General features: G+C 40.9%; 7 protein-coding genes, 57 tRNA genes and 3 rRNA genes. 64 read left to right on the top strand and 3 right to left on the bottom strand.

Annotated features, from left to right (window positions below; all coding sequences use genetic code 11):
* Positions 1-3 precede the first annotated feature (3 nt).
* From AACH31_RS08165 to AACH31_RS08145, 5 genes are all read left to right on the top strand, one after another.
* Positions 4-79, top strand: a tRNA-Val gene (locus AACH31_RS08165).
* A 6-nt stretch (positions 80-85) separates the two neighbouring features.
* Positions 86-161, top strand: a tRNA-Thr gene (locus tag AACH31_RS08160).
* 4 nt (positions 162-165) lie between these two features.
* Positions 166-241, top strand: a tRNA-His gene (locus tag AACH31_RS08155).
* 4 nt (positions 242-245) lie between these two features.
* Positions 246-319 (top strand) — tRNA-Gly (locus AACH31_RS08150).
* Between the two features lie 133 nt (positions 320-452).
* Positions 453-1,559 (top strand): DegT/DnrJ/EryC1/StrS family aminotransferase, encoded by a 1,107-nt coding sequence (locus AACH31_RS08145; RefSeq protein WP_338617364.1) that lies wholly within the window; start codon positions 453-455, stop codon positions 1,557-1,559.
* A gap of 89 nt (positions 1,560-1,648) precedes the next feature.
* Here AACH31_RS08145 and AACH31_RS08140 read toward each other — a convergent pair whose 3' ends face one another.
* On the bottom strand, positions 1,649-2,941 hold the full coding sequence (locus AACH31_RS08140; protein ID WP_338507311.1) for an ISL3 family transposase: 1,293 nt from the start codon (positions 2,939-2,941) through the stop codon (positions 1,649-1,651).
* Positions 2,942-3,381: 440 nt separating this feature from the next.
* Here AACH31_RS08140 and AACH31_RS08135 point away from each other — a divergent pair.
* The 22 genes from AACH31_RS08135 to AACH31_RS08030 all read left to right on the top strand — a co-directional run bounded on the left by AACH31_RS08135 (position 3,382) and on the right by AACH31_RS08030 (position 5,417).
* Positions 3,382-3,458 (top strand) — tRNA-Glu (locus AACH31_RS08135).
* A gap of 14 nt (positions 3,459-3,472) precedes the next feature.
* Positions 3,473-3,548, top strand: a tRNA-Val gene (locus AACH31_RS08130).
* Between the two features lie 8 nt (positions 3,549-3,556).
* Positions 3,557-3,631: transfer RNA gene (locus AACH31_RS08125), tRNA-Gln, on the top strand.
* A gap of 5 nt (positions 3,632-3,636) precedes the next feature.
* A tRNA-Lys gene (locus tag AACH31_RS08120) sits at positions 3,637-3,712 on the top strand.
* Positions 3,713-3,719: 7 nt separating this feature from the next.
* Positions 3,720-3,796, top strand: a tRNA-Arg gene (locus AACH31_RS08115).
* A 102-nt stretch (positions 3,797-3,898) separates the two neighbouring features.
* Positions 3,899-3,975, top strand: a tRNA-Met gene (locus tag AACH31_RS08110).
* Positions 3,976-3,993: 18 nt separating this feature from the next.
* A tRNA-Ser gene (locus tag AACH31_RS08105) sits at positions 3,994-4,086 on the top strand.
* 19 nt (positions 4,087-4,105) lie between these two features.
* Positions 4,106-4,181 (top strand) — tRNA-Met (locus tag AACH31_RS08100).
* A gap of 3 nt (positions 4,182-4,184) precedes the next feature.
* A tRNA-Asp gene (locus tag AACH31_RS08095) sits at positions 4,185-4,260 on the top strand.
* 18 nt (positions 4,261-4,278) lie between these two features.
* Positions 4,279-4,354 (top strand) — tRNA-Lys (locus AACH31_RS08090).
* A 7-nt stretch (positions 4,355-4,361) separates the two neighbouring features.
* Positions 4,362-4,438: transfer RNA gene (locus tag AACH31_RS08085), tRNA-Arg, on the top strand.
* 16 nt (positions 4,439-4,454) lie between these two features.
* A tRNA-Glu gene (locus tag AACH31_RS08080) sits at positions 4,455-4,531 on the top strand.
* A 14-nt stretch (positions 4,532-4,545) separates the two neighbouring features.
* Positions 4,546-4,621, top strand: a tRNA-Val gene (locus AACH31_RS08075).
* 8 nt (positions 4,622-4,629) lie between these two features.
* Positions 4,630-4,704 (top strand) — tRNA-Gln (locus AACH31_RS08070).
* A 5-nt stretch (positions 4,705-4,709) separates the two neighbouring features.
* Positions 4,710-4,785, top strand: a tRNA-Lys gene (locus tag AACH31_RS08065).
* Positions 4,786-4,820: 35 nt separating this feature from the next.
* Positions 4,821-4,909: transfer RNA gene (locus AACH31_RS08060), tRNA-Leu, on the top strand.
* Between the two features lie 8 nt (positions 4,910-4,917).
* Positions 4,918-4,994: transfer RNA gene (locus AACH31_RS08055), tRNA-Arg, on the top strand.
* A gap of 16 nt (positions 4,995-5,010) precedes the next feature.
* A tRNA-Glu gene (locus tag AACH31_RS08050) sits at positions 5,011-5,087 on the top strand.
* A 14-nt stretch (positions 5,088-5,101) separates the two neighbouring features.
* Positions 5,102-5,177, top strand: a tRNA-Val gene (locus AACH31_RS08045).
* Positions 5,178-5,183: 6 nt separating this feature from the next.
* A tRNA-Thr gene (locus tag AACH31_RS08040) sits at positions 5,184-5,259 on the top strand.
* A gap of 4 nt (positions 5,260-5,263) precedes the next feature.
* Positions 5,264-5,339, top strand: a tRNA-His gene (locus AACH31_RS08035).
* 4 nt (positions 5,340-5,343) lie between these two features.
* Positions 5,344-5,417 (top strand) — tRNA-Gly (locus AACH31_RS08030).
* Positions 5,418-5,566: 149 nt separating this feature from the next.
* Here AACH31_RS08030 and AACH31_RS08025 read toward each other — a convergent pair.
* Entirely contained in the window at positions 5,567-6,460 is an 894-nt protein-coding gene (locus AACH31_RS08025) for an ISL3 family transposase (protein ID WP_338618102.1), read from the bottom strand.
* Positions 6,461-6,481: 21 nt separating this feature from the next.
* On the bottom strand, positions 6,482-6,853 hold the full coding sequence (locus tag AACH31_RS08020) for a transposase family protein (RefSeq protein ID WP_338617262.1): 372 nt from the start codon (positions 6,851-6,853) through the stop codon (positions 6,482-6,484).
* Positions 6,854-7,319: 466 nt separating this feature from the next.
* On the opposite strand from AACH31_RS08020, the gene AACH31_RS08015 reads away from it, so the two are divergent.
* The 37 genes from AACH31_RS08015 (at position 7,320) to AACH31_RS07835 (ending at position 16,995) form a co-directional block, all read left to right on the top strand.
* Positions 7,320-7,396: transfer RNA gene (locus AACH31_RS08015), tRNA-Glu, on the top strand.
* Positions 7,397-7,410: 14 nt separating this feature from the next.
* A tRNA-Val gene (locus tag AACH31_RS08010) sits at positions 7,411-7,486 on the top strand.
* A gap of 6 nt (positions 7,487-7,492) precedes the next feature.
* A tRNA-Thr gene (locus tag AACH31_RS08005) sits at positions 7,493-7,568 on the top strand.
* Positions 7,569-7,584: 16 nt separating this feature from the next.
* A tRNA-Tyr gene (locus AACH31_RS08000) sits at positions 7,585-7,669 on the top strand.
* An 8-nt stretch (positions 7,670-7,677) separates the two neighbouring features.
* A tRNA-Gln gene (locus AACH31_RS07995) sits at positions 7,678-7,752 on the top strand.
* A 5-nt stretch (positions 7,753-7,757) separates the two neighbouring features.
* Positions 7,758-7,833: transfer RNA gene (locus AACH31_RS07990), tRNA-Lys, on the top strand.
* A gap of 35 nt (positions 7,834-7,868) precedes the next feature.
* Positions 7,869-7,957: transfer RNA gene (locus tag AACH31_RS07985), tRNA-Leu, on the top strand.
* 6 nt (positions 7,958-7,963) lie between these two features.
* A 5S ribosomal RNA gene (rrf, locus tag AACH31_RS07980) occupies positions 7,964-8,072 on the top strand.
* A gap of 10 nt (positions 8,073-8,082) precedes the next feature.
* Positions 8,083-8,159, top strand: a tRNA-Asn gene (locus AACH31_RS07975).
* Between the two features lie 52 nt (positions 8,160-8,211).
* Positions 8,212-8,288: transfer RNA gene (locus AACH31_RS07970), tRNA-Met, on the top strand.
* A gap of 18 nt (positions 8,289-8,306) precedes the next feature.
* Positions 8,307-8,399 (top strand) — tRNA-Ser (locus tag AACH31_RS07965).
* 19 nt (positions 8,400-8,418) lie between these two features.
* Positions 8,419-8,494 (top strand) — tRNA-Met (locus AACH31_RS07960).
* 3 nt (positions 8,495-8,497) lie between these two features.
* A tRNA-Asp gene (locus tag AACH31_RS07955) sits at positions 8,498-8,573 on the top strand.
* Positions 8,574-8,584: 11 nt separating this feature from the next.
* Positions 8,585-8,660, top strand: a tRNA-Phe gene (locus tag AACH31_RS07950).
* Between the two features lie 8 nt (positions 8,661-8,668).
* Positions 8,669-8,743 (top strand) — tRNA-Gln (locus tag AACH31_RS07945).
* Between the two features lie 5 nt (positions 8,744-8,748).
* A tRNA-Lys gene (locus AACH31_RS07940) sits at positions 8,749-8,824 on the top strand.
* Between the two features lie 35 nt (positions 8,825-8,859).
* Positions 8,860-8,947 (top strand) — tRNA-Leu (locus tag AACH31_RS07935).
* 6 nt (positions 8,948-8,953) lie between these two features.
* Positions 8,954-9,062: ribosomal RNA gene (rrf, locus tag AACH31_RS07930) — 5S ribosomal RNA — on the top strand.
* A 10-nt stretch (positions 9,063-9,072) separates the two neighbouring features.
* Positions 9,073-9,149, top strand: a tRNA-Asn gene (locus AACH31_RS07925).
* 52 nt (positions 9,150-9,201) lie between these two features.
* A tRNA-Met gene (locus tag AACH31_RS07920) sits at positions 9,202-9,278 on the top strand.
* Positions 9,279-9,296: 18 nt separating this feature from the next.
* Positions 9,297-9,389, top strand: a tRNA-Ser gene (locus AACH31_RS07915).
* A gap of 19 nt (positions 9,390-9,408) precedes the next feature.
* Positions 9,409-9,484, top strand: a tRNA-Met gene (locus tag AACH31_RS07910).
* Positions 9,485-9,487: 3 nt separating this feature from the next.
* Positions 9,488-9,563 (top strand) — tRNA-Asp (locus AACH31_RS07905).
* Positions 9,564-9,574: 11 nt separating this feature from the next.
* Positions 9,575-9,650 (top strand) — tRNA-Phe (locus AACH31_RS07900).
* Between the two features lie 8 nt (positions 9,651-9,658).
* Positions 9,659-9,733, top strand: a tRNA-Gln gene (locus tag AACH31_RS07895).
* Positions 9,734-9,738: 5 nt separating this feature from the next.
* A tRNA-Lys gene (locus AACH31_RS07890) sits at positions 9,739-9,814 on the top strand.
* A 35-nt stretch (positions 9,815-9,849) separates the two neighbouring features.
* Positions 9,850-9,938: transfer RNA gene (locus tag AACH31_RS07885), tRNA-Leu, on the top strand.
* Between the two features lie 7 nt (positions 9,939-9,945).
* A 5S ribosomal RNA gene (gene rrf, locus AACH31_RS07880) occupies positions 9,946-10,054 on the top strand.
* A gap of 9 nt (positions 10,055-10,063) precedes the next feature.
* Positions 10,064-10,140, top strand: a tRNA-Asn gene (locus AACH31_RS07875).
* Between the two features lie 6 nt (positions 10,141-10,146).
* Positions 10,147-10,222: transfer RNA gene (locus AACH31_RS07870), tRNA-Thr, on the top strand.
* A gap of 12 nt (positions 10,223-10,234) precedes the next feature.
* Positions 10,235-10,308 (top strand) — tRNA-Trp (locus AACH31_RS07865).
* A 2-nt stretch (positions 10,309-10,310) separates the two neighbouring features.
* Positions 10,311-10,386: transfer RNA gene (locus AACH31_RS07860), tRNA-His, on the top strand.
* Between the two features lie 4 nt (positions 10,387-10,390).
* Positions 10,391-10,464 (top strand) — tRNA-Gly (locus tag AACH31_RS07855).
* Positions 10,465-10,556: 92 nt separating this feature from the next.
* The gene (locus AACH31_RS07850) at positions 10,557-11,891 is read left to right on the top strand and encodes a CoA-disulfide reductase (RefSeq protein ID WP_338617362.1); all 1,335 of its coding nucleotides are present in this window, start codon (positions 10,557-10,559) and stop codon (positions 11,889-11,891) included.
* 113 nt (positions 11,892-12,004) lie between these two features.
* The gene (locus tag AACH31_RS07845) at positions 12,005-12,292 is read left to right on the top strand and encodes a hypothetical protein (protein WP_338507203.1); all 288 of its coding nucleotides are present in this window, start codon (positions 12,005-12,007) and stop codon (positions 12,290-12,292) included.
* A 114-nt stretch (positions 12,293-12,406) separates the two neighbouring features.
* Positions 12,407-16,807 carry an AAA domain-containing protein gene (locus AACH31_RS07840; protein ID WP_338507205.1) on the top strand — a complete coding sequence of 1,467 codons (4,401 nt, stop codon included), beginning with the start codon at positions 12,407-12,409 and terminating at the stop codon, positions 16,805-16,807.
* 104 nt (positions 16,808-16,911) lie between these two features.
* Positions 16,912-16,995 (top strand) — tRNA-Leu (locus AACH31_RS07835).
* The last annotated feature ends 34 nt before the right edge of the window (positions 16,996-17,029 follow it).

The following is a 17,029-nucleotide window of genomic DNA, read 5'->3' as shown; positions in this document are numbered from 1 at the left end:
AGTGGAGGATTAGCTCAGCTGGGAGAGCATCTGCCTTACAAGCAGAGGGTCGGCGGTTCGAGCCCGTCATCCTCCACCATAAAGAGCCGGAATAGCTCAATTGGTAGAGCAACTGACTTGTAATCAGTAGGTTGCGGGTTCAAGTCCTGCTTCCGGCACCATATGGCGATTGTGGCGAAGTGGTTAACGCATCGGATTGTGGCTCCGACATTCGTGGGTTCGATTCCCATCAGTCGCCCCAGTATGCGGGTGTAGTTTAATGGTAGAACTTCAGCCTTCCAAGCTGACTGTGAGAGTTCGATTCTCTTCACCCGCTCCAATATGAATTTTAACATCCTTCGGGATGTTTTTTTTATTTTCATGTACGGGGTGGAAATCGAGGATGGTATAATATTTTTAGAACGCTAAGCAATAGGCGTCGTAGAATTATGGATGAAAGAGGGGGTAACTAAGTGAAGAAAGTTTGTTTGGCAGCTCCGCATTTATATGAGGAGAGGAATGAAAAGATAACTCTTGATCGGTTTTTAAATGGTGAGCAAGCGGGTGACTTAGAGATTGTAAAGTTTGAAAAGGAACTTTCATCATACGTTGGTACTAGAAAAGCTTTGGTTCTTTCGAGTGGTACGGTGGCTATCCGTCTTGCCTTGAAGTCGCTTGGTGTGAAAAGTGGGGATGTCGTTTTCTGGTCATCAATTACGTATCCTCCATCTTGTCAAGCTATACTTTCTTTAGGAGCAACGCCAGTATTTATCGATATTGATCCTTTAACTTGGGGGATGTGCCCACAATCTTTAAGGCTAGCCTTTCAACAATTAAAAGAGAAAGGGCAACGACCACGTGCCGTTGTCGTTGTTAATTTGTATGGCCAAAGTGCGGATATGGATCCTATTTTAGAGATTTGTCATGAGTATGGAGTGCCTGTTTTAGAAGAGGCAGCTGAGTCATTAGGTGCGACTTATAAAGGACGTATGAGTGGTACCCTAGGCGCAGTAGGGATTTATTCCTTTAATAAAAATAAGATAATTACGACTTTATTTGGAGGGGGAGCATTAATATCAAATGACCCCTCATACGTTGATAAAGCTAGAGATTGTTTATCTGAGAATAGAAATGATTTAATGTCACCTATCGCGGCAAGTATAGGGCGTAGGCAACTTGAGGTGTTGGCTAAACGTCTTGAAAGAAAAAAAGAAATTTATGAAACGTATAGGCGCGCTTTTAAAGAGATAGGTGAAATAGAAATGATGAATATTTGCGATTATGGACATTCGAATTACTGGTTATCTGTTATGACGGTTAAGAGGGGTTCTGTAGTAACCAGTAAGGAAATTATGGAAAAATTGAAATCTCATCATATTGAATCACGACTTGTTTGGAAGCCAATGCATTTTCAACCGGATTTTTCCGACTTTCCTTTTTTTACAATACAGGAGGGGACTTCTATTGCAGAGGATTATGCAAATAGAGGGATTTGCTTGCCTTCTGATACCCAAATGACACAAGGGGAACAAGATCGAGTGGTAAATATTGTTAAACAATTGTTTATAAATAGTAAGTAATGAACTAAAAGATTGAAAGTAAGGTTCTTTGTCAAATAGTGTGGGTGAATAAAATCTATACATATAATCGGGAGGAATTAGGCTATTCTTTAGATGGTTTGATTCCTCTTCTTTTTTTGTTCAAAAGTGTATTTATGAATAATCAAAATTCTTGCTTTGAAATGGTAGAAACTACGATATCCAAAAGCGATTCGCTTAATGACTTTGATATTGTTGTTAATTCCTTCGAGTACTCCATTGGTATAAGGAGTTTCAATTGTATTTTTGACATAGTCTTGATAATGAGTGAGTGTTTTTAAAGCTGTTTTCATTTCGTGTGAAAGCAGATCAGAGGGGTGTTGAATGGCATGATGAAATATTTCAAGGTTACGAAGTTTAATAGCCTGTTGGACAGTTTGGTAGAAATCATAAGTCTCCTTTAGTTCAGGGTCTAGGGCTAATAAAAAGTCAATAATTTCTTGTTGAGAGATCATCTTTTTGAAGCAGTTGGAATAGAAGTAATGAGTGGCATTAAGATCTTCTTGGGCTTTTAAGAGAAGTCGCCAATAATGTTTGAATTTATTATAAAACTCTTTATTTTGATTCATGAAACGAATGCGTGTTTTATTAAGAGCACGAGAGACTAGTTGAACGATATGAAATTTATCTAAAACAATCTTAGCCTTAGGGAATACCTCTTTAATGAGTGTCATATAAGGGGCGTACATGTCAATGACGACGTGGGTTACACCTTCACGAGCTGCTTTAGAAAATCGCATAAAATAAGTCCTTAGTGTACTTAAGCGACGGTCTTCAACGATATCAATTAGCTTTCCATTGGACGCATCACAAAAAATGAAGGACATTGCTCCCTCGGCCGATTTAACCGACTTAAACTCGTCAAAACAAAGAACTTTTGGGAGAGAATTAAAGGGAAGCGGCTGTTCTTCATAGGAAGAATGAATGACGCGGTTAACGGTTGAATGAGAAACGTTAAGCTCACGTGCAATATCTGTTTCGGATTTCTTATGACTAGCTTCTAAAAAGATGGCTTGTTTTACGGGAGTGGAAATAAAACAATTAGGGTTAACAAGAGATGTTTCTAGGGTAAATGTTCGGTCACAATGACGGCATTTATAACGTTGTTTTTTTAAGTCTAGATAAGCATCAAATCCGGAAATTTTGACTAGCTTAATACGTGAAGTTTTGAAGCCGTGTTTAATGATATTTGAGTCAAAAGAATGACCACAGTGGTAGCAATGAGTCGGTTGAAAAGAAAGAGTTCCCAAAATAAGTTTAGAACGAACATTCTTAATCTGAGTTTCTTGGATACAATTTTTTGAAAAAGTAATATTTTTATCTTTTAAATCAAGTAAAGTTGAGATACAATTAGTGTGAGACATAAAACCAATCCTTTCGTGTTGTTTTAGCCGATTACATTGTATAGGATTTTGGGGACTATGTCTCTTTTTTTGTCTCAATATTTATGGCAATCAAAAAGGTGTGAGTAATCCCACCCACACCAAATATTATAGAACCGAAAGTAACCGGATAAGATATTACGGGTACTTTCTTTTTTATCGTTTTAAAGATTTGACTTATCTTAAAAAGAGATCGGGGATTGGATTAGGGGAGTGTGCAGAAAAAGTTATTAATTATTTAAGTTTAAAAAATTTAAAATAGGTAATATTAAAAAAGTAATAATTTTTTCAGAAAAAAACTTTGACAAATAAAAAGAATGATGATATTATAAAAAAGTCCTAAAAAACGACAAAAACAAATAAAAAAAGCATTTGACAAATCTTGTTGGGTGTGTTAAGATAAAAAAGTCGTCTTGAGAGAAGGCCCGTTGGTGAAGCGGTTTAACACACATGCCTTTCACGCATGCATACACGGGTTCGAATCCCGTACGGGTCACCATTAAAAATAAAAGTGGAGGATTAGCTCAGCTGGGAGAGCATCTGCCTTACAAGCAGAGGGTCGGCGGTTCGAGCCCGTCATCCTCCACCATATAAGAATGGGCTATAGCCAAGCGGTAAGGCAACGGACTTTGACTCCGTCATGCGCTGGTTCGAATCCAGCTAGCCCAGCCAACGATGTCCTGCTAGCTCAGTTGGTAGAGCATCTGACTTTTAATCAGAGGGTCAGAGGTTCGAGTCCTCTGCAGGACACCATTTTAAAGCGCCCATAGCTCAATTGGATAGAGCGTTTGACTACGGATCAAAAGGTTAGGGGTTCGACTCCTCTTGGGCGCGCCATAAAAAGTGTTAAAAAGGCCCGTTGGTGAAGCGGTTTAACACACATGCCTTTCACGCATGCATACACGGGTTCGAATCCCGTCTTCCCGACCATAATAAGAAGGCGGAGTAGCTCAACTGGCTAGAGCGTACGGTTCATACCCGTGAGGTTGGGGGTTCGAGTCCCTCCTCCGCTACCAAAACGAATATGGAAAAATGGAGGAATACCCAAGTCCGGCTGAAGGGATCGGTCTTGAAAACCGACAGGGCGTGAAAGCGTCGCGGGGGTTCGAATCCCTCTTCCTCCGCCATATTAAAATAAATAAACATCGCGGGGTGGAGCAGTTGGTAGCTCGTCGGGCTCATAACCCGAAGGTCGCAGGTTCAAGTCCTGTCCCCGCAACCAAAAGGTCCAGTGGTGTAGCGGTTAACATGCCTGCCTGTCACGCAGGAGATCGCGGGTTCGATTCCCGTCTGGACCGCCATTTAAATAATAAATAAAAGTCCTGCTAGCTCAGTTGGTAGAGCATCTGACTTTTAATCAGAGGGTCAGAGGTTCGAGTCCTCTGCAGGACACCATTTTAAAGCGCCCATAGCTCAATTGGATAGAGCGTTTGACTACGGATCAAAAGGTTAGGGGTTCGACTCCTCTTGGGCGCGCCATAAAAAGTGTTAAAAAGGCCCGTTGGTGAAGCGGTTTAACACACATGCCTTTCACGCATGCATACACGGGTTCGAATCCCGTACGGGTCACCATTAAGAATAAAAGTGGAGGATTAGCTCAGCCGGGAGAGCATCTGCCTTACAAGCAGAGGGTCGGCGGTTCGAGCCCGTCATCCTCCACCACTTAAGAATGGGCTATAGCCAAGCGGTAAGGCAACGGACTTTGACTCCGTCATGCGCTGGTTCGAATCCAGCTAGCCCAGCCAATGATGTCCTGCTAGCTCAGTTGGTAGAGCATCTGACTTTTAATCAGAGGGTCAGAGGTTCGAGTCCTCTGCAGGACACCATTTTGAAAAAAGGCGCGTGCCTGAAATAATGAAATGCCTGGGTGGCGGAACTGGTAGACGCACAGGACTTAAAATCCTGCGGGTGGTGACACCCGTGCCGGTTCGATTCCGGCCCTAGGCACCAACTTAAAAGCGCCCATAGCTCAATTGGATAGAGCGTTTGACTACGGATCAAAAGGTTAGGGGTTCGACTCCTCTTGGGCGCGCCATAAAAAGTGTTAAAAAGGCCCGTTGGTGAAGCGGTTTAACACACATGCCTTTCACGCATGCATACACGGGTTCGAATCCCGTACGGGTCACCATTAAAAATAAAAGTGGAGGATTAGCTCAGCTGGGAGAGCATCTGCCTTACAAGCAGAGGGTCGGCGGTTCGAGCCCGTCATCCTCCACCATAAAGAGCCGGAATAGCTCAATTGGTAGAGCAACTGACTTGTAATCAGTAGGTTGCGGGTTCAAGTCCTGCTTCCGGCACCATATGGCGATTGTGGCGAAGTGGTTAACGCATCGGATTGTGGCTCCGACATTCGTGGGTTCGATTCCCATCAGTCGCCCCAGTATGCGGGTGTAGTTTAATGGTAGAACTTCAGCCTTCCAAGCTGACTGTGAGAGTTCGATTCTCTTCACCCGCTCCAATATGAATTTTAACATCCTTCGGGGTGTTTTTTTTGCATCTATCTTATTCTTTCGCCCTATATGTATCATTAAATGGTTCTTTGTCAAATAGTGTTGCTGATTAATTTGTAACCTGTTACAACGAAAATTCAAATCGAAATCCTAGTAGCTATGCTGCTAGGATTTTCGTTTTAGGCTTTGTTAGATTTTGAACCATGAGAATACGAGATTTAAAGTGATAGAAACTACGATATCCAAAGGCAATACGCTTAATGACCTTAATTTTATTATTAATTCCTTCGATGGGACCATTTGTATAATGAGTTGAGAGTGTATTTTTAATATAGGATTGATAAGTTTTAAAGGTTTGGAAAGCCGTTTGAAACTCAGGAGAAACAAGCGGATGTTCCGTTTCGAGTAAATGATTAAATCGTTTTAAGTTTTTTGTCTGAAGAGCGAAAAGTAACTCTTGATATAAATCATAGGTTGCTTTTAATTCAGGAGATAAATCAAGTAGAAAGTTTAAGATATCAATTTCACGCATGGGTTGTTTAAAGCAGTAAACTGATCGATAAGTGGTGGTATTAAGTAAAGCGTGAGATTTTAAAAATAAGCGCCAATAACGTTTGAATTTACGACCATGCTTTTTGAACTTTTTCATGAATCGGATTCGAGTTTTGTTCAGTGCACGAGAGAGATGTTGAACGAGATGAAATTTATCAATGATAATTTGGGCATGAGGAAAAAGATCCTTAATGAGGCTGATGTAAGGAGCGTACATATCAATCACAATATTTTTTACTCGATGACGTGCTTCCTTTGTGTATCGTTTAAAATAAGCTTGAAGGGAGTTTAAACGACGATCTTCAACGATATCGATGATTTGTTTTGAGTCAGCATCGCAAAAAATAAAAGACATATGCCCCTCAGCAGACTTAACGGATTTAAATTCATCAAAACAGAGATTTTCAGGTAAATAATTAAGGTTTAAGGTTTGAGATTCATAAAAGCTATGGATGATTCGATTGACGGTTGAATGAGAGACCTGATGGCGACGTGCGATATCACATTCAGAAATTTTATTTTAGGCCTCTAAAGCAATGGCGTGTTTCGTATGATAAGAAATGTAACAGTTCTTTTCAACAATTGAAGTACTTAGTGTAAAAGTAGACTGGCAATGCCCACAATAATAACGCTGTTTTTTTAGGTCTAAGTAGGTATCGTGAAGAGAGACTTTTGGAATGACAATTCGAGAGGTTTTAAATCCATGCTTCTTAAATTTTGAATCAAATAGGGTTCCGCATTTTTGACAATGAGTCGGTTGATACGTAAGAATACCTTTAAAGATAAAGCTAGTAATTCCGTTCAACTTCACTTCCTCAAGATAATCTTCTGAAAATGTAATATTTTTATCTTTAATATTTAAAAGTTTTCTAGTAAAATATGAGTGAGACATTAAATCTTATCCTTTCAATATTGTTTTAGTCGATAACATTGTAACAGGATTGAGACTTGAAGTCTCTTTTTTTTTATCCTATGAAAAAAGTGCTGCTTAATCAGCAACACTAAATATTATAGAACCTTTTTTATATGGAGGCGGAAGGTTTTCCTTTATTTTTTAAAAGACAGGCGTGATTTTTGAAGGAGTCGAATAAGAACATAGCCGATTGCTAGTGTTAAGTTAAAAAGCCCAATAGCAAGGCTCGCCATTAAAAGGTGTGTGGCAGTGAGGGTTGGGAGCTCTCTTGTTTGGATGGATGGGTTTTCCCTCGTTAAAACATCTGATTTTAAAGGGGGATCGTCAATTGAGGCTTTAATAGGAAAGGAAGGTTGGATAGAGTAAAAGAGACTGAAAAAATAAAAAAAACAAAAAAACTTTTTGACATAGGGTTTGAATCGTGATAAAATAAAAAAGTCGAAAAGGCCCGTTGGTGAAGCGGTTTAACACACATGCCTTTCACGCATGCATACACGGGTTCGAATCCCGTACGGGTCACCATTAAAAATAAAAGTGGAGGATTAGCTCAGCTGGGAGAGCATCTGCCTTACAAGCAGAGGGTCGGCGGTTCGAGCCCGTCATCCTCCACCATAAAGAGCCGGAATAGCTCAATTGGTAGAGCAACTGACTTGTAATCAGTAGGTTGCGGGTTCAAGTCCTGCTTCCGGCACCATATAACAAAAGAATACGGTGGGGTAGCGAAGTGGCTAAACGCGGCGGACTGTAAATCCGCTCTCTGAGAGTTCGGCGGTTCGAATCCGTCCCCCACCACCACTTAAGAATGGGCTATAGCCAAGCGGTAAGGCAACGGACTTTGACTCCGTCATGCGCTGGTTCGAATCCAGCTAGCCCAGCCAATGATGTCCTGCTAGCTCAGTTGGTAGAGCATCTGACTTTTAATCAGAGGGTCAGAGGTTCGAGTCCTCTGCAGGACACCATTTTAAAAAAAGGCGCGTGCCTGAAATAATGAAATGCCTGGGTGGCGGAACTGGTAGACGCACAGGACTTAAAATCCTGCGGGTGGTGACACCCGTGCCGGTTCGATTCCGGCCCTAGGCACCAAAAAGGTCCAGTAATGATAGCAAGAAGGTCACACCTGTTCCCATACCGAACACAGAAGTTAAGCTTCTTAGCGCCGATTGTAGTACGAAAGTGCGAGAGTAGGACGTTGCTGGGCAATAAAAAAAGCCTCAATAGCTCAGTTGGTTAGAGCACTTGACTGTTAATCAAGGGGTCCTAGGTTCGAGTCCTAGTTGGGGCGCCATAAAATATTATCTTTTAGAAAGATTATATTTGAAAAATTAATATAAAATGAAGGCGGAGTAGCTCAACTGGCTAGAGCGTACGGTTCATACCCGTGAGGTTGGGGGTTCGAGTCCCTCCTCCGCTACCAAAATAAATATGGAAAAATGGAGGAATACCCAAGTCCGGCTGAAGGGATCGGTCTTGAAAACCGACAGGGCGTGAAAGCGTCGCGGGGGTTCGAATCCCTCTTCCTCCGCCATATTAAAATAAATAAACATCGCGGGGTGGAGCAGTTGGTAGCTCGTCGGGCTCATAACCCGAAGGTCGCAGGTTCAAGTCCTGTCCCCGCAACCAAAAGGTCCAGTGGTGTAGCGGTTAACATGCCTGCCTGTCACGCAGGAGATCGCGGGTTCGATTCCCGTCTGGACCGCCATTTAAATAAAAGGCTTGGTAGCTCAGTCGGTAGAGCAAAGGACTGAAAATCCTTGTGTCGGCGGTTCGATTCCGTCCCAAGCCACCATTTAAGAATGGGCTATAGCCAAGCGGTAAGGCAACGGACTTTGACTCCGTCATGCGCTGGTTCGAATCCAGCTAGCCCAGCCAATGATGTCCTGCTAGCTCAGTTGGTAGAGCATCTGACTTTTAATCAGAGGGTCAGAGGTTCGAGTCCTCTGCAGGACACCATTTTAAAAAAAGGCGCGTGCCTGAAATAATGAAATGCCTGGGTGGCGGAACTGGTAGACGCACAGGACTTAAAATCCTGCGGGTGGTGACACCCGTGCCGGTTCGATTCCGGCCTAGGCACCAAAAAGGTCCAGTAATGATAGCAAGAAGGTCACACCTGTTCCCATACCGAACACAGAAGTTAAGCTTCTTAGCGCCGATTGTAGTACGAAAGTGCGAGAGTAGGACGTTGCTGGGCAATAAAAAAAGCCTCAATAGCTCAGTTGGTTAGAGCACTTGACTGTTAATCAAGGGGTCCTAGGTTCGAGTCCTAGTTGGGGCGCCATAAAATATTATCTTTTAGAAAGATTATATTTGAAAAATTAATATAAAATGAAGGCGGAGTAGCTCAACTGGCTAGAGCGTACGGTTCATACCCGTGAGGTTGGGGGTTCGAGTCCCTCCTCCGCTACCAAAATAAATATGGAAAAATGGAGGAATACCCAAGTCCGGCTGAAGGGATCGGTCTTGAAAACCGACAGGGCGTGAAAGCGTCGCGGGGGTTCGAATCCCTCTTCCTCCGCCATATTAAAATAAATAAACATCGCGGGGTGGAGCAGTTGGTAGCTCGTCGGGCTCATAACCCGAAGGTCGCAGGTTCAAGTCCTGTCCCCGCAACCAAAAGGTCCAGTGGTGTAGCGGTTAACATGCCTGCCTGTCACGCAGGAGATCGCGGGTTCGATTCCCGTCTGGACCGCCATTTAAATAAAAGGCTTGGTAGCTCAGTCGGTAGAGCAAAGGACTGAAAATCCTTGTGTCGGCGGTTCGATTCCGTCCCAAGCCACCATTTAAGAATGGGCTATAGCCAAGCGGTAAGGCAACGGACTTTGACTCCGTCATGCGCTGGTTCGAATCCAGCTAGCCCAGCCAATGATGTCCTGCTAGCTCAGTTGGTAGAGCATCTGACTTTTAATCAGAGGGTCAGAGGTTCGAGTCCTCTGCAGGACACCATTTTGAAAAAAGGCGCGTGCCTGAAATGATGAAATGCCTGGGTGGCGGAACTGGTAGACGCACAGGACTTAAAATCCTGCGGGTGGTGACACCCGTGCCGGTTCGATTCCGGCCCTAGGCACCAAAAAAGGTCCAGTAATGATAGCAAGAAGGTCACACCTGTTCCCATACCGAACACAGAAGTTAAGCTTCTTAGCGCCGATGGTAGTACGAAAGTGCGAGAGTAGGACGTTGCTGGGCAACAAAAAAGCCTCAATAGCTCAGTTGGTTAGAGCACTTGACTGTTAATCAAGGGGTCCTAGGTTCGAGTCCTAGTTGGGGCGCCATAAAAAGCCGGAATAGCTCAATTGGTAGAGCAACTGACTTGTAATCAGTAGGTTGCGGGTTCAAGTCCTGCTTCCGGCACCATATTTAAATAATAGGGGTGTAGTTTAACGGTAGAACAGCGGTCTCCAAAACCGTTAGTGTGGGTTCGATTCCTGTCACCCCTGCCATGGCGATTGTGGCGAAGTGGTTAACGCATCGGATTGTGGCTCCGACATTCGTGGGTTCGATTCCCATCAGTCGCCCCAGTATGCGGGTGTAGTTTAATGGTAGAACTTCAGCCTTCCAAGCTGACTGTGAGAGTTCGATTCTCTTCACCCGCTCCAATATGATTTTAACATCCTTCGGGGTGTTTTTTTTATTAAAAATCATATATAATAGTTGAACTGCCAGTGATATTGATTCAGGGAGGTTTATTATGAAAGTGATTATAATCGGTGGTGTTGCTGCTGGGATGAGCGCGGCTGCAAAGTTAAAACGTGCGAATAAGGAAGCCGACGTTGTTGTGTATGAAAAATCTAAGCATGTTTCGTTTGGGGCTTGCGGATTACCTTATTTTGTTGGAAACTTTTTTGAGGATTCAAATAAGATGATTGCTCGAACAGCAGAACAGTTTAATGCTTCAGGTATTTCGGTTAATACAGAACATGAGGTTTTGTCTATTAATACGATGAATCAAACGGTATCGGTTAAAAATTTATTAACTGAAGAGATCTTTACAGATCATTATGATCAATTGATGATTGCAACAGGTGCGAGCGCTATTATTCCTCCGATAAAAAATGTTCATGTAGGGAATGTTTTCACCTTAAAAAGTATGGAAGATGGTCTAGCTTTAAAAAATATGATGGCTAATGAGGCTTTAAAACGTATTGCGATTGTTGGGGCAGGATTTATTGGTTTAGAGGTTGTTGAGGCAGCTAAGCAATACGGGAAAGAGATACACGTATTTCAATTAAATGACCGCGTACTTGTTGATACATTTGATAAGGAAGTTACAGATATTTTAGAGGAAGAATTAAGACAGCAAGGCGTTCACTTACACTTGAATAATACGGTTACTGAGTTAATCGGCGACACTCAGGTGCAAAAAGTTGTGTCAACTGATGGAATATTTGATATTGATTTAGTTGTTTTAACAACGGGTGTTCGTCCTAATACAACCTTTTTAAAGGATAGTGGCCTTGAGATGACGGCAAATGGGGCAATTATTATTGATGAGGAAGGGCGTACTTCAGTACAGGGCATTTATGCCGCAGGAGATTGTGCAACTATTTCTCATCGTTTAAAGAAGGATCCTGCATATATTCCTTTAGCAACTGGTGCTAATAAGATGGGACGTATTATTGGTGAAAATTTAGCTGGGGCTCATAAGAAGTTTAACGGATCTTTGGCCTCTGCTTGTTTGAAGGTCTTAAGTTTAGAGGCGGGACGCACAGGATTATCTGAAAAAGAAGTGCAAGATTTAGGAATTGATTATCGCTCTGTCTTTATTACTGATATGAACCAAACCTCATACTATCCTGGACAATCTAAAATATCTGTTAAGTTAATTTATGATGCTCATACGAAAGTTATTTTAGGGGGACAGGTTGTTGGACGCAAAGATGCTGTTCAACGTGTTAATGTTTTGGCAACGGCTATTTTTGCACGTTTAACGACAGACCAATTGGCAATGTTAGATTTATGCTATGCACCACCATTTTCAAGAACTTGGGATGTTTTAAATATAGCAGGAAGTGTTGCAAAGTAAAGTTTTGAATGAAAGAACTTATGTCAAACATGAAAACTGTTTAAGACATAAGTTCTTTTTTTGTGTCAAATAGAAAAAAAGTCAATATAATAACTAGTAAAGGAGGGATTATTATGAATGAAAATGATAGTGCTCCTATTAACTGTGATGAATGTCATCATGATCAGGAATTCAGTAAAGAAGTATTAAAAGAGGCGGGAGTTACAACGGGTTATTTATCAAAGGAAACTCCACCTATAGACCATCCGATGCATCGCCGATTACATTTTTTGATGTTTTTAATTTTAATCTTCTTTTTCTTAATTGTGGTTCTAATCGGAGGCAGTCGTCTTTCTTTAACAGGGGAGGAAAAATCAAATACGGAATTGGTAGAAATTCCAATTATTTTAGGGGATGTCTAGTGTTTATAGACATCTTTTGTTTATTTTGTCGGAATATGTAATCCTATAATAGGACGGAGATTGTTAGTTTATGTGATATAATGAAAAAAAGTGTGAATTAAGGGAGTGAAGGGTTTGAACAAGAAGGTAAAGCAGTTATTTGAGTATTTATTAGCACTCCGTCATTTAACGAATCAACCGATTCGTGAGATTAAAATGTATGAAAAAACATGGATGTTAGAAGAGTTGCCTGTTGGTGAAGGATGCTTTCTAGGAGGAGCTGGTGTTGATTCTCGGGCCTATCTAGAGGTGCACCAACAAGTTTTTAAAAATGATTATCCTTCTTTTGACGATAAAATAGGACAGGTATTATCGTTATTAAAATTTGATTACACTAAAGATGGAAGTTCTGTTTGTGAGGTTAATGAACTTAATATAATTATGATGCAGCAACTTAATCAATTAGAAGAAAAGGCAAAAAAAATTGATTTAAACTTTGTAAATTTAACAGATTGGGAACGTTTATTGCTAGATTTTTTTGCGCCGACAATTGAAAAAAATGAGCTTTTTTTACGCCTTGAGGGAGCGGAGTCGACGATGAGACAGTTGCTAATTGATTATGAGGCTTGGATTAGTAAATGGAGTCAATGGTCACTTGTTCAGAAGAAAAAACGTCAGGTACAAAAGCTTTATGATTACTTTTTTCAATTAAGACAAATGATGAAATCAGAGGAGCATTCCTTTGAAATAATGATGGGAATTGGGATGTTAACTTATCAGTTAAAGCAACCGATTCATCACCCGATGCTTGTAATGAGGCTAGAACTTGATTTTGATGCTGAAAATGGTGTCGCTAAATTATTGCCAGGTACCCGCGGTTATCAACTGGATTTAGAAGTTTTAGCAGGGGTTGAGTTTTCTAACCAACAGGAGATTATGCAATTAAAGGAAAGTATTTTGGATCAGTTTATTTCTCCCTTTGATTCGGAGACAACGGAGGGAATTTTGAGGCAATTGGTTCATTATATGCATCCAAGTGGTGCTTATTTGTCAGCTGATGAAGCGCCATTGGTAAGTAAGTTTCCGATGATTAGGCAACAGAGCATGATAGTTGTAAGAAAGCGGTCAGAGGTGTTGCTCAAGGAAGATTTACAGTCAACGATTGAGTATATCAGTGAGGGCGGGATGATTCCAAAGCCGCTTCAAGCGATTATCGATGTAGATGGATTGAAGCAGACTGATTCTGAGGCGCGGGAGTGGAAGAAAACGTGTGAGCAATTATTATTTCCCTTACCTGCGAATGAGGAGCAAAAGGATGTGGCAAGAAGGCTCGCTAATAATATTGCCTTGACTGTACAGGGACCACCGGGTACGGGGAAAAGCCATACGATTGTTAATTTAATTTCTCATTTGTTAGCGCATGGAAAACGTGTGTTAGTAACGAGTGAAAAGGATAAGGCGCTTCGTGTTCTTCTTGAAAAGTTACCGGAGGAAATTCAACCTTTATGCGTGTCTTTTTTAGGGGGAGATCGGCAATCATTAGCCCAAATTGAACAATCTATACGAACAATTTCTGATGGATTAGCTACCTATGATACCAAATTATTGGAAAAAGAGATTCAAGTTTTAAGTCGCCAATTAGACATGGTTCGTCGTCAAATGAGTTTGACTAAAGGTAATCTGGTTCGTTTTAAAGAGTTAGATGCTAAAGGTCAGATGTGGAAGGATAAGCTCTGTCAACCGTATGAATTTGCCCAAATGGTTGCGGCTCACTACGAACGTTTAGGCTGGATTAAGGATAAGGTTGACATGGAGGCGCCCGTCCCTTTAAGTGAGGACCAGTTTATCACTTTATGGGAATTAAAGGGATCATTGCCTAAGCATCATCAAGACGTGGCCCATCTCAAGTTACCCGCCCTCAATCGTTTAATGAGTCTAGAGGAGTATCGTAAACTATTAAACGAGGAAAGGGGATATTTGACACGGATTGAAGAGCTAAAACTCATGCCGAAGCTGTACGAACTTGAAGAAAATCGAACATTTATTGAAGCATTGAGTCAGCAACTCGAACCACTGTGTCAAAAGATTGATAAATTAAGGGATCCGCTAGAACAAAGGATTTTAGAAGAATGTTTACTCAATGAGGAACGTTCACTTATTTGGGAGACCGTTTTTAATCGATTAAAGGATATTATGAATCGGTTAAATGAGATTGAGGTGCTTTTAGTTAGTGATATTATTGAGTGTAATTATTATGATCATCCTAAATATGATCAAATGATGACGTCATTGAAGGAAAGACTTCAGTCAGGTAAAGGAATTGGCGGCCTTTATTTAACATTTAATTCAGATGTTCGTGCTTTTTATGAGAATACGCGCATTAATGGACATAAAATTTCAACCTTAGATGAATTAAACCGGATAGAGGCTTGGCGACAAAAAAGTGAGTTATTACTCAAATTCTCGAAAATATGGAATAAAAATATGGCCCCAAATGGCGGTGATTATATCGAGGGGAATGAAACCCAGGTCCTTTTCGCGCATAATCAAAAAATGAAACAGTTTGGGATTATTATGGAATGTCTAGCGGAAATTAAGCAATTAAATGCTTTTTTAAGCCCTATTATTTCGGGCTATAAGGATATTGGTTATGATAATTTATCTGATTTAAAGGCGCTTTCCTACTCTATTGAACTGACCAAAAATAAAATGAGACAAAAGGGATGGCAGGATGTGTATCAAGTATTATTAAATAAATATAAGCCACTTTTAATCGGTGAACAGATTCACTCGATTGGTCAGGAAATTTATGATGCACTTGTTAATAAAGATTTGGCCTTATTTTCGGAGAAAATTGCAACGATTCAATTTTTGAATCAGATGAAAGAACAATACCAACACTTTTATGAGTTGTTGAATGTATTAAAAGGGACAATGCCTCTTTTTGCAACGGAAATTACGATGAAAATAGGGGTGAAAGAACCGCTACCTGGAACCCTTCAAGAAATGATTGATTATGCTAAATTGGTTACCTTTTTAGACTCACTAGAGGATTGGAAAAGCGGTGAGTTAGAAACAAAACTTAGGATGCTTGAAAAAGAGGAAACATCCCTTATAAAGCAATTAATTTTTAAGATGACGTGGAATAATCTTTTAAATCGGGTTACCCTAGAGGAAGATCGTGCTCTGCAAACATGGATGCAAGTCATGAATCGTATTGGAAAGGGAACGGGGCGCCAAGCTCAAAAGTTTAGGAGAGAGGCAAGGCTTGAAATGGAAAAGTGTCAAAGTGCAATTCCGGTTTGGATCATGCCCGCTAAGGAGGCCATTGAAAACTTCAAGGTGAATCCGGAGTTATTTGATGTCGTAATTATTGATGAAAGTAGCCAATGTAATGTGTTGAGCTTACCGCTATTAATGCGTGGGAAGCGTGTGGTTATTGTCGGAGACGATCAACAGATTAGTCCCGTGATGCCTGGAATTTCGGATGCCTCAGTTAAAAGTTTAATGGATCGTTATTTATATAATATTGAAAATGGCAATACATATGATTTGAAAACATCACTTTATGATATTGCATGTCGAGTTTTTTCAAGTAAAGGGAAGTTGATGTTAAAGGAACATTTTCGTTGTGTTCCTGAAATCATAGGTTTTTCAAATAAGCTCGCCTATTTTAATGAGATGATTCCATTAAAGTTACCTGAGTTATCAGAGCGGATCGGGCAACCTGTCATGTCTATTTACGTTGAGAATGGTGCGCGTGATGAGCGAAAGACGAATCTTAACGAGGCCATCCGTATTGTTGAAGATATTAAGTCTTGTGTTGAAAATAAGAATTATGAAGGTAAGAGTATCGGGGTTATTTCGTTATTAGGAGGGGAACAGGCTAAGTTAATTCAGCGGTTACTGTTAGACGCAATTGGCGAGAAGGTAATGGTTGAACGTCAAATTATTTGTGGTGATGCTTATTCATTTCAGGGGGATGAGCGTGACGTGATGTTTTTATCGCTTGTTATCGCACCCAATATGAGATATAACGCATTAAATAAGAAAATGTATACGCAACGATTCAATGTTGCGGCAAGTCGAGCCCGTTCTCAAATGCGACTGTATCATTCGGTAACATTGAGCCAGTTGTCATCTGAGGATTTAAGATATGAATTATTAGCGTATTGTCAGCATCCGAAACCTATGTATGAATTAGTGAGTCGCGAGTGCGAGACGATGTTAGAGTGTGATGTGAAAAAGGCGTTAGAGTCTTACGGTTATGCTGTTAAATCTAAAGTATCTATTGGAAAATATCAGATGGACCTTGTGATTGAGAGTGGACGTTACAGATTAGCGATCGAGTGTGATGGCGATACGTTCTATGGCGTTGAAAAGATTGAACAGGAGATGGAACGTCAACGTGTTCTTGAAAGAGCCGGATGGACATTTATACACCTTCGCGGAAGTGTTTTTTATCGCAATCAGGAAAAGGCGTTACAACCTATTTTAGATCAAATTGAAAAACTAGATCGGGGGTTAATAACTTAGGGGCTATTTCCCCTAAGTTATTTAAAAGAAAATTTAAAGAAAAAATAGCAGTTTCAGGGTTGATTTTTACCTCAAATTTGGTATAATAAAAATGTAAGTGAATGGCGGGTATGGCGGAATTGGCAGACGCGCTAGATTTAGGCTCTAGTACCTTCGGTGTGCAGGTTCGACTCCTGTTACCCGCACCAATTTATATCATGAAAGGTGTCCTCAGGGACGCCT

Origin of the sequence: Turicibacter faecis (assembly GCF_037076425.1) — a bacterium.
In the GTDB taxonomy this organism is placed as follows: Bacteria; Bacillota_I; Bacilli_A; order MOL361; family Turicibacteraceae; genus Turicibacter; species Turicibacter faecis.
Note: the sequence above shows the minus strand (reverse complement) of the source record. Positions and strands in the feature narration are given on the sequence as shown.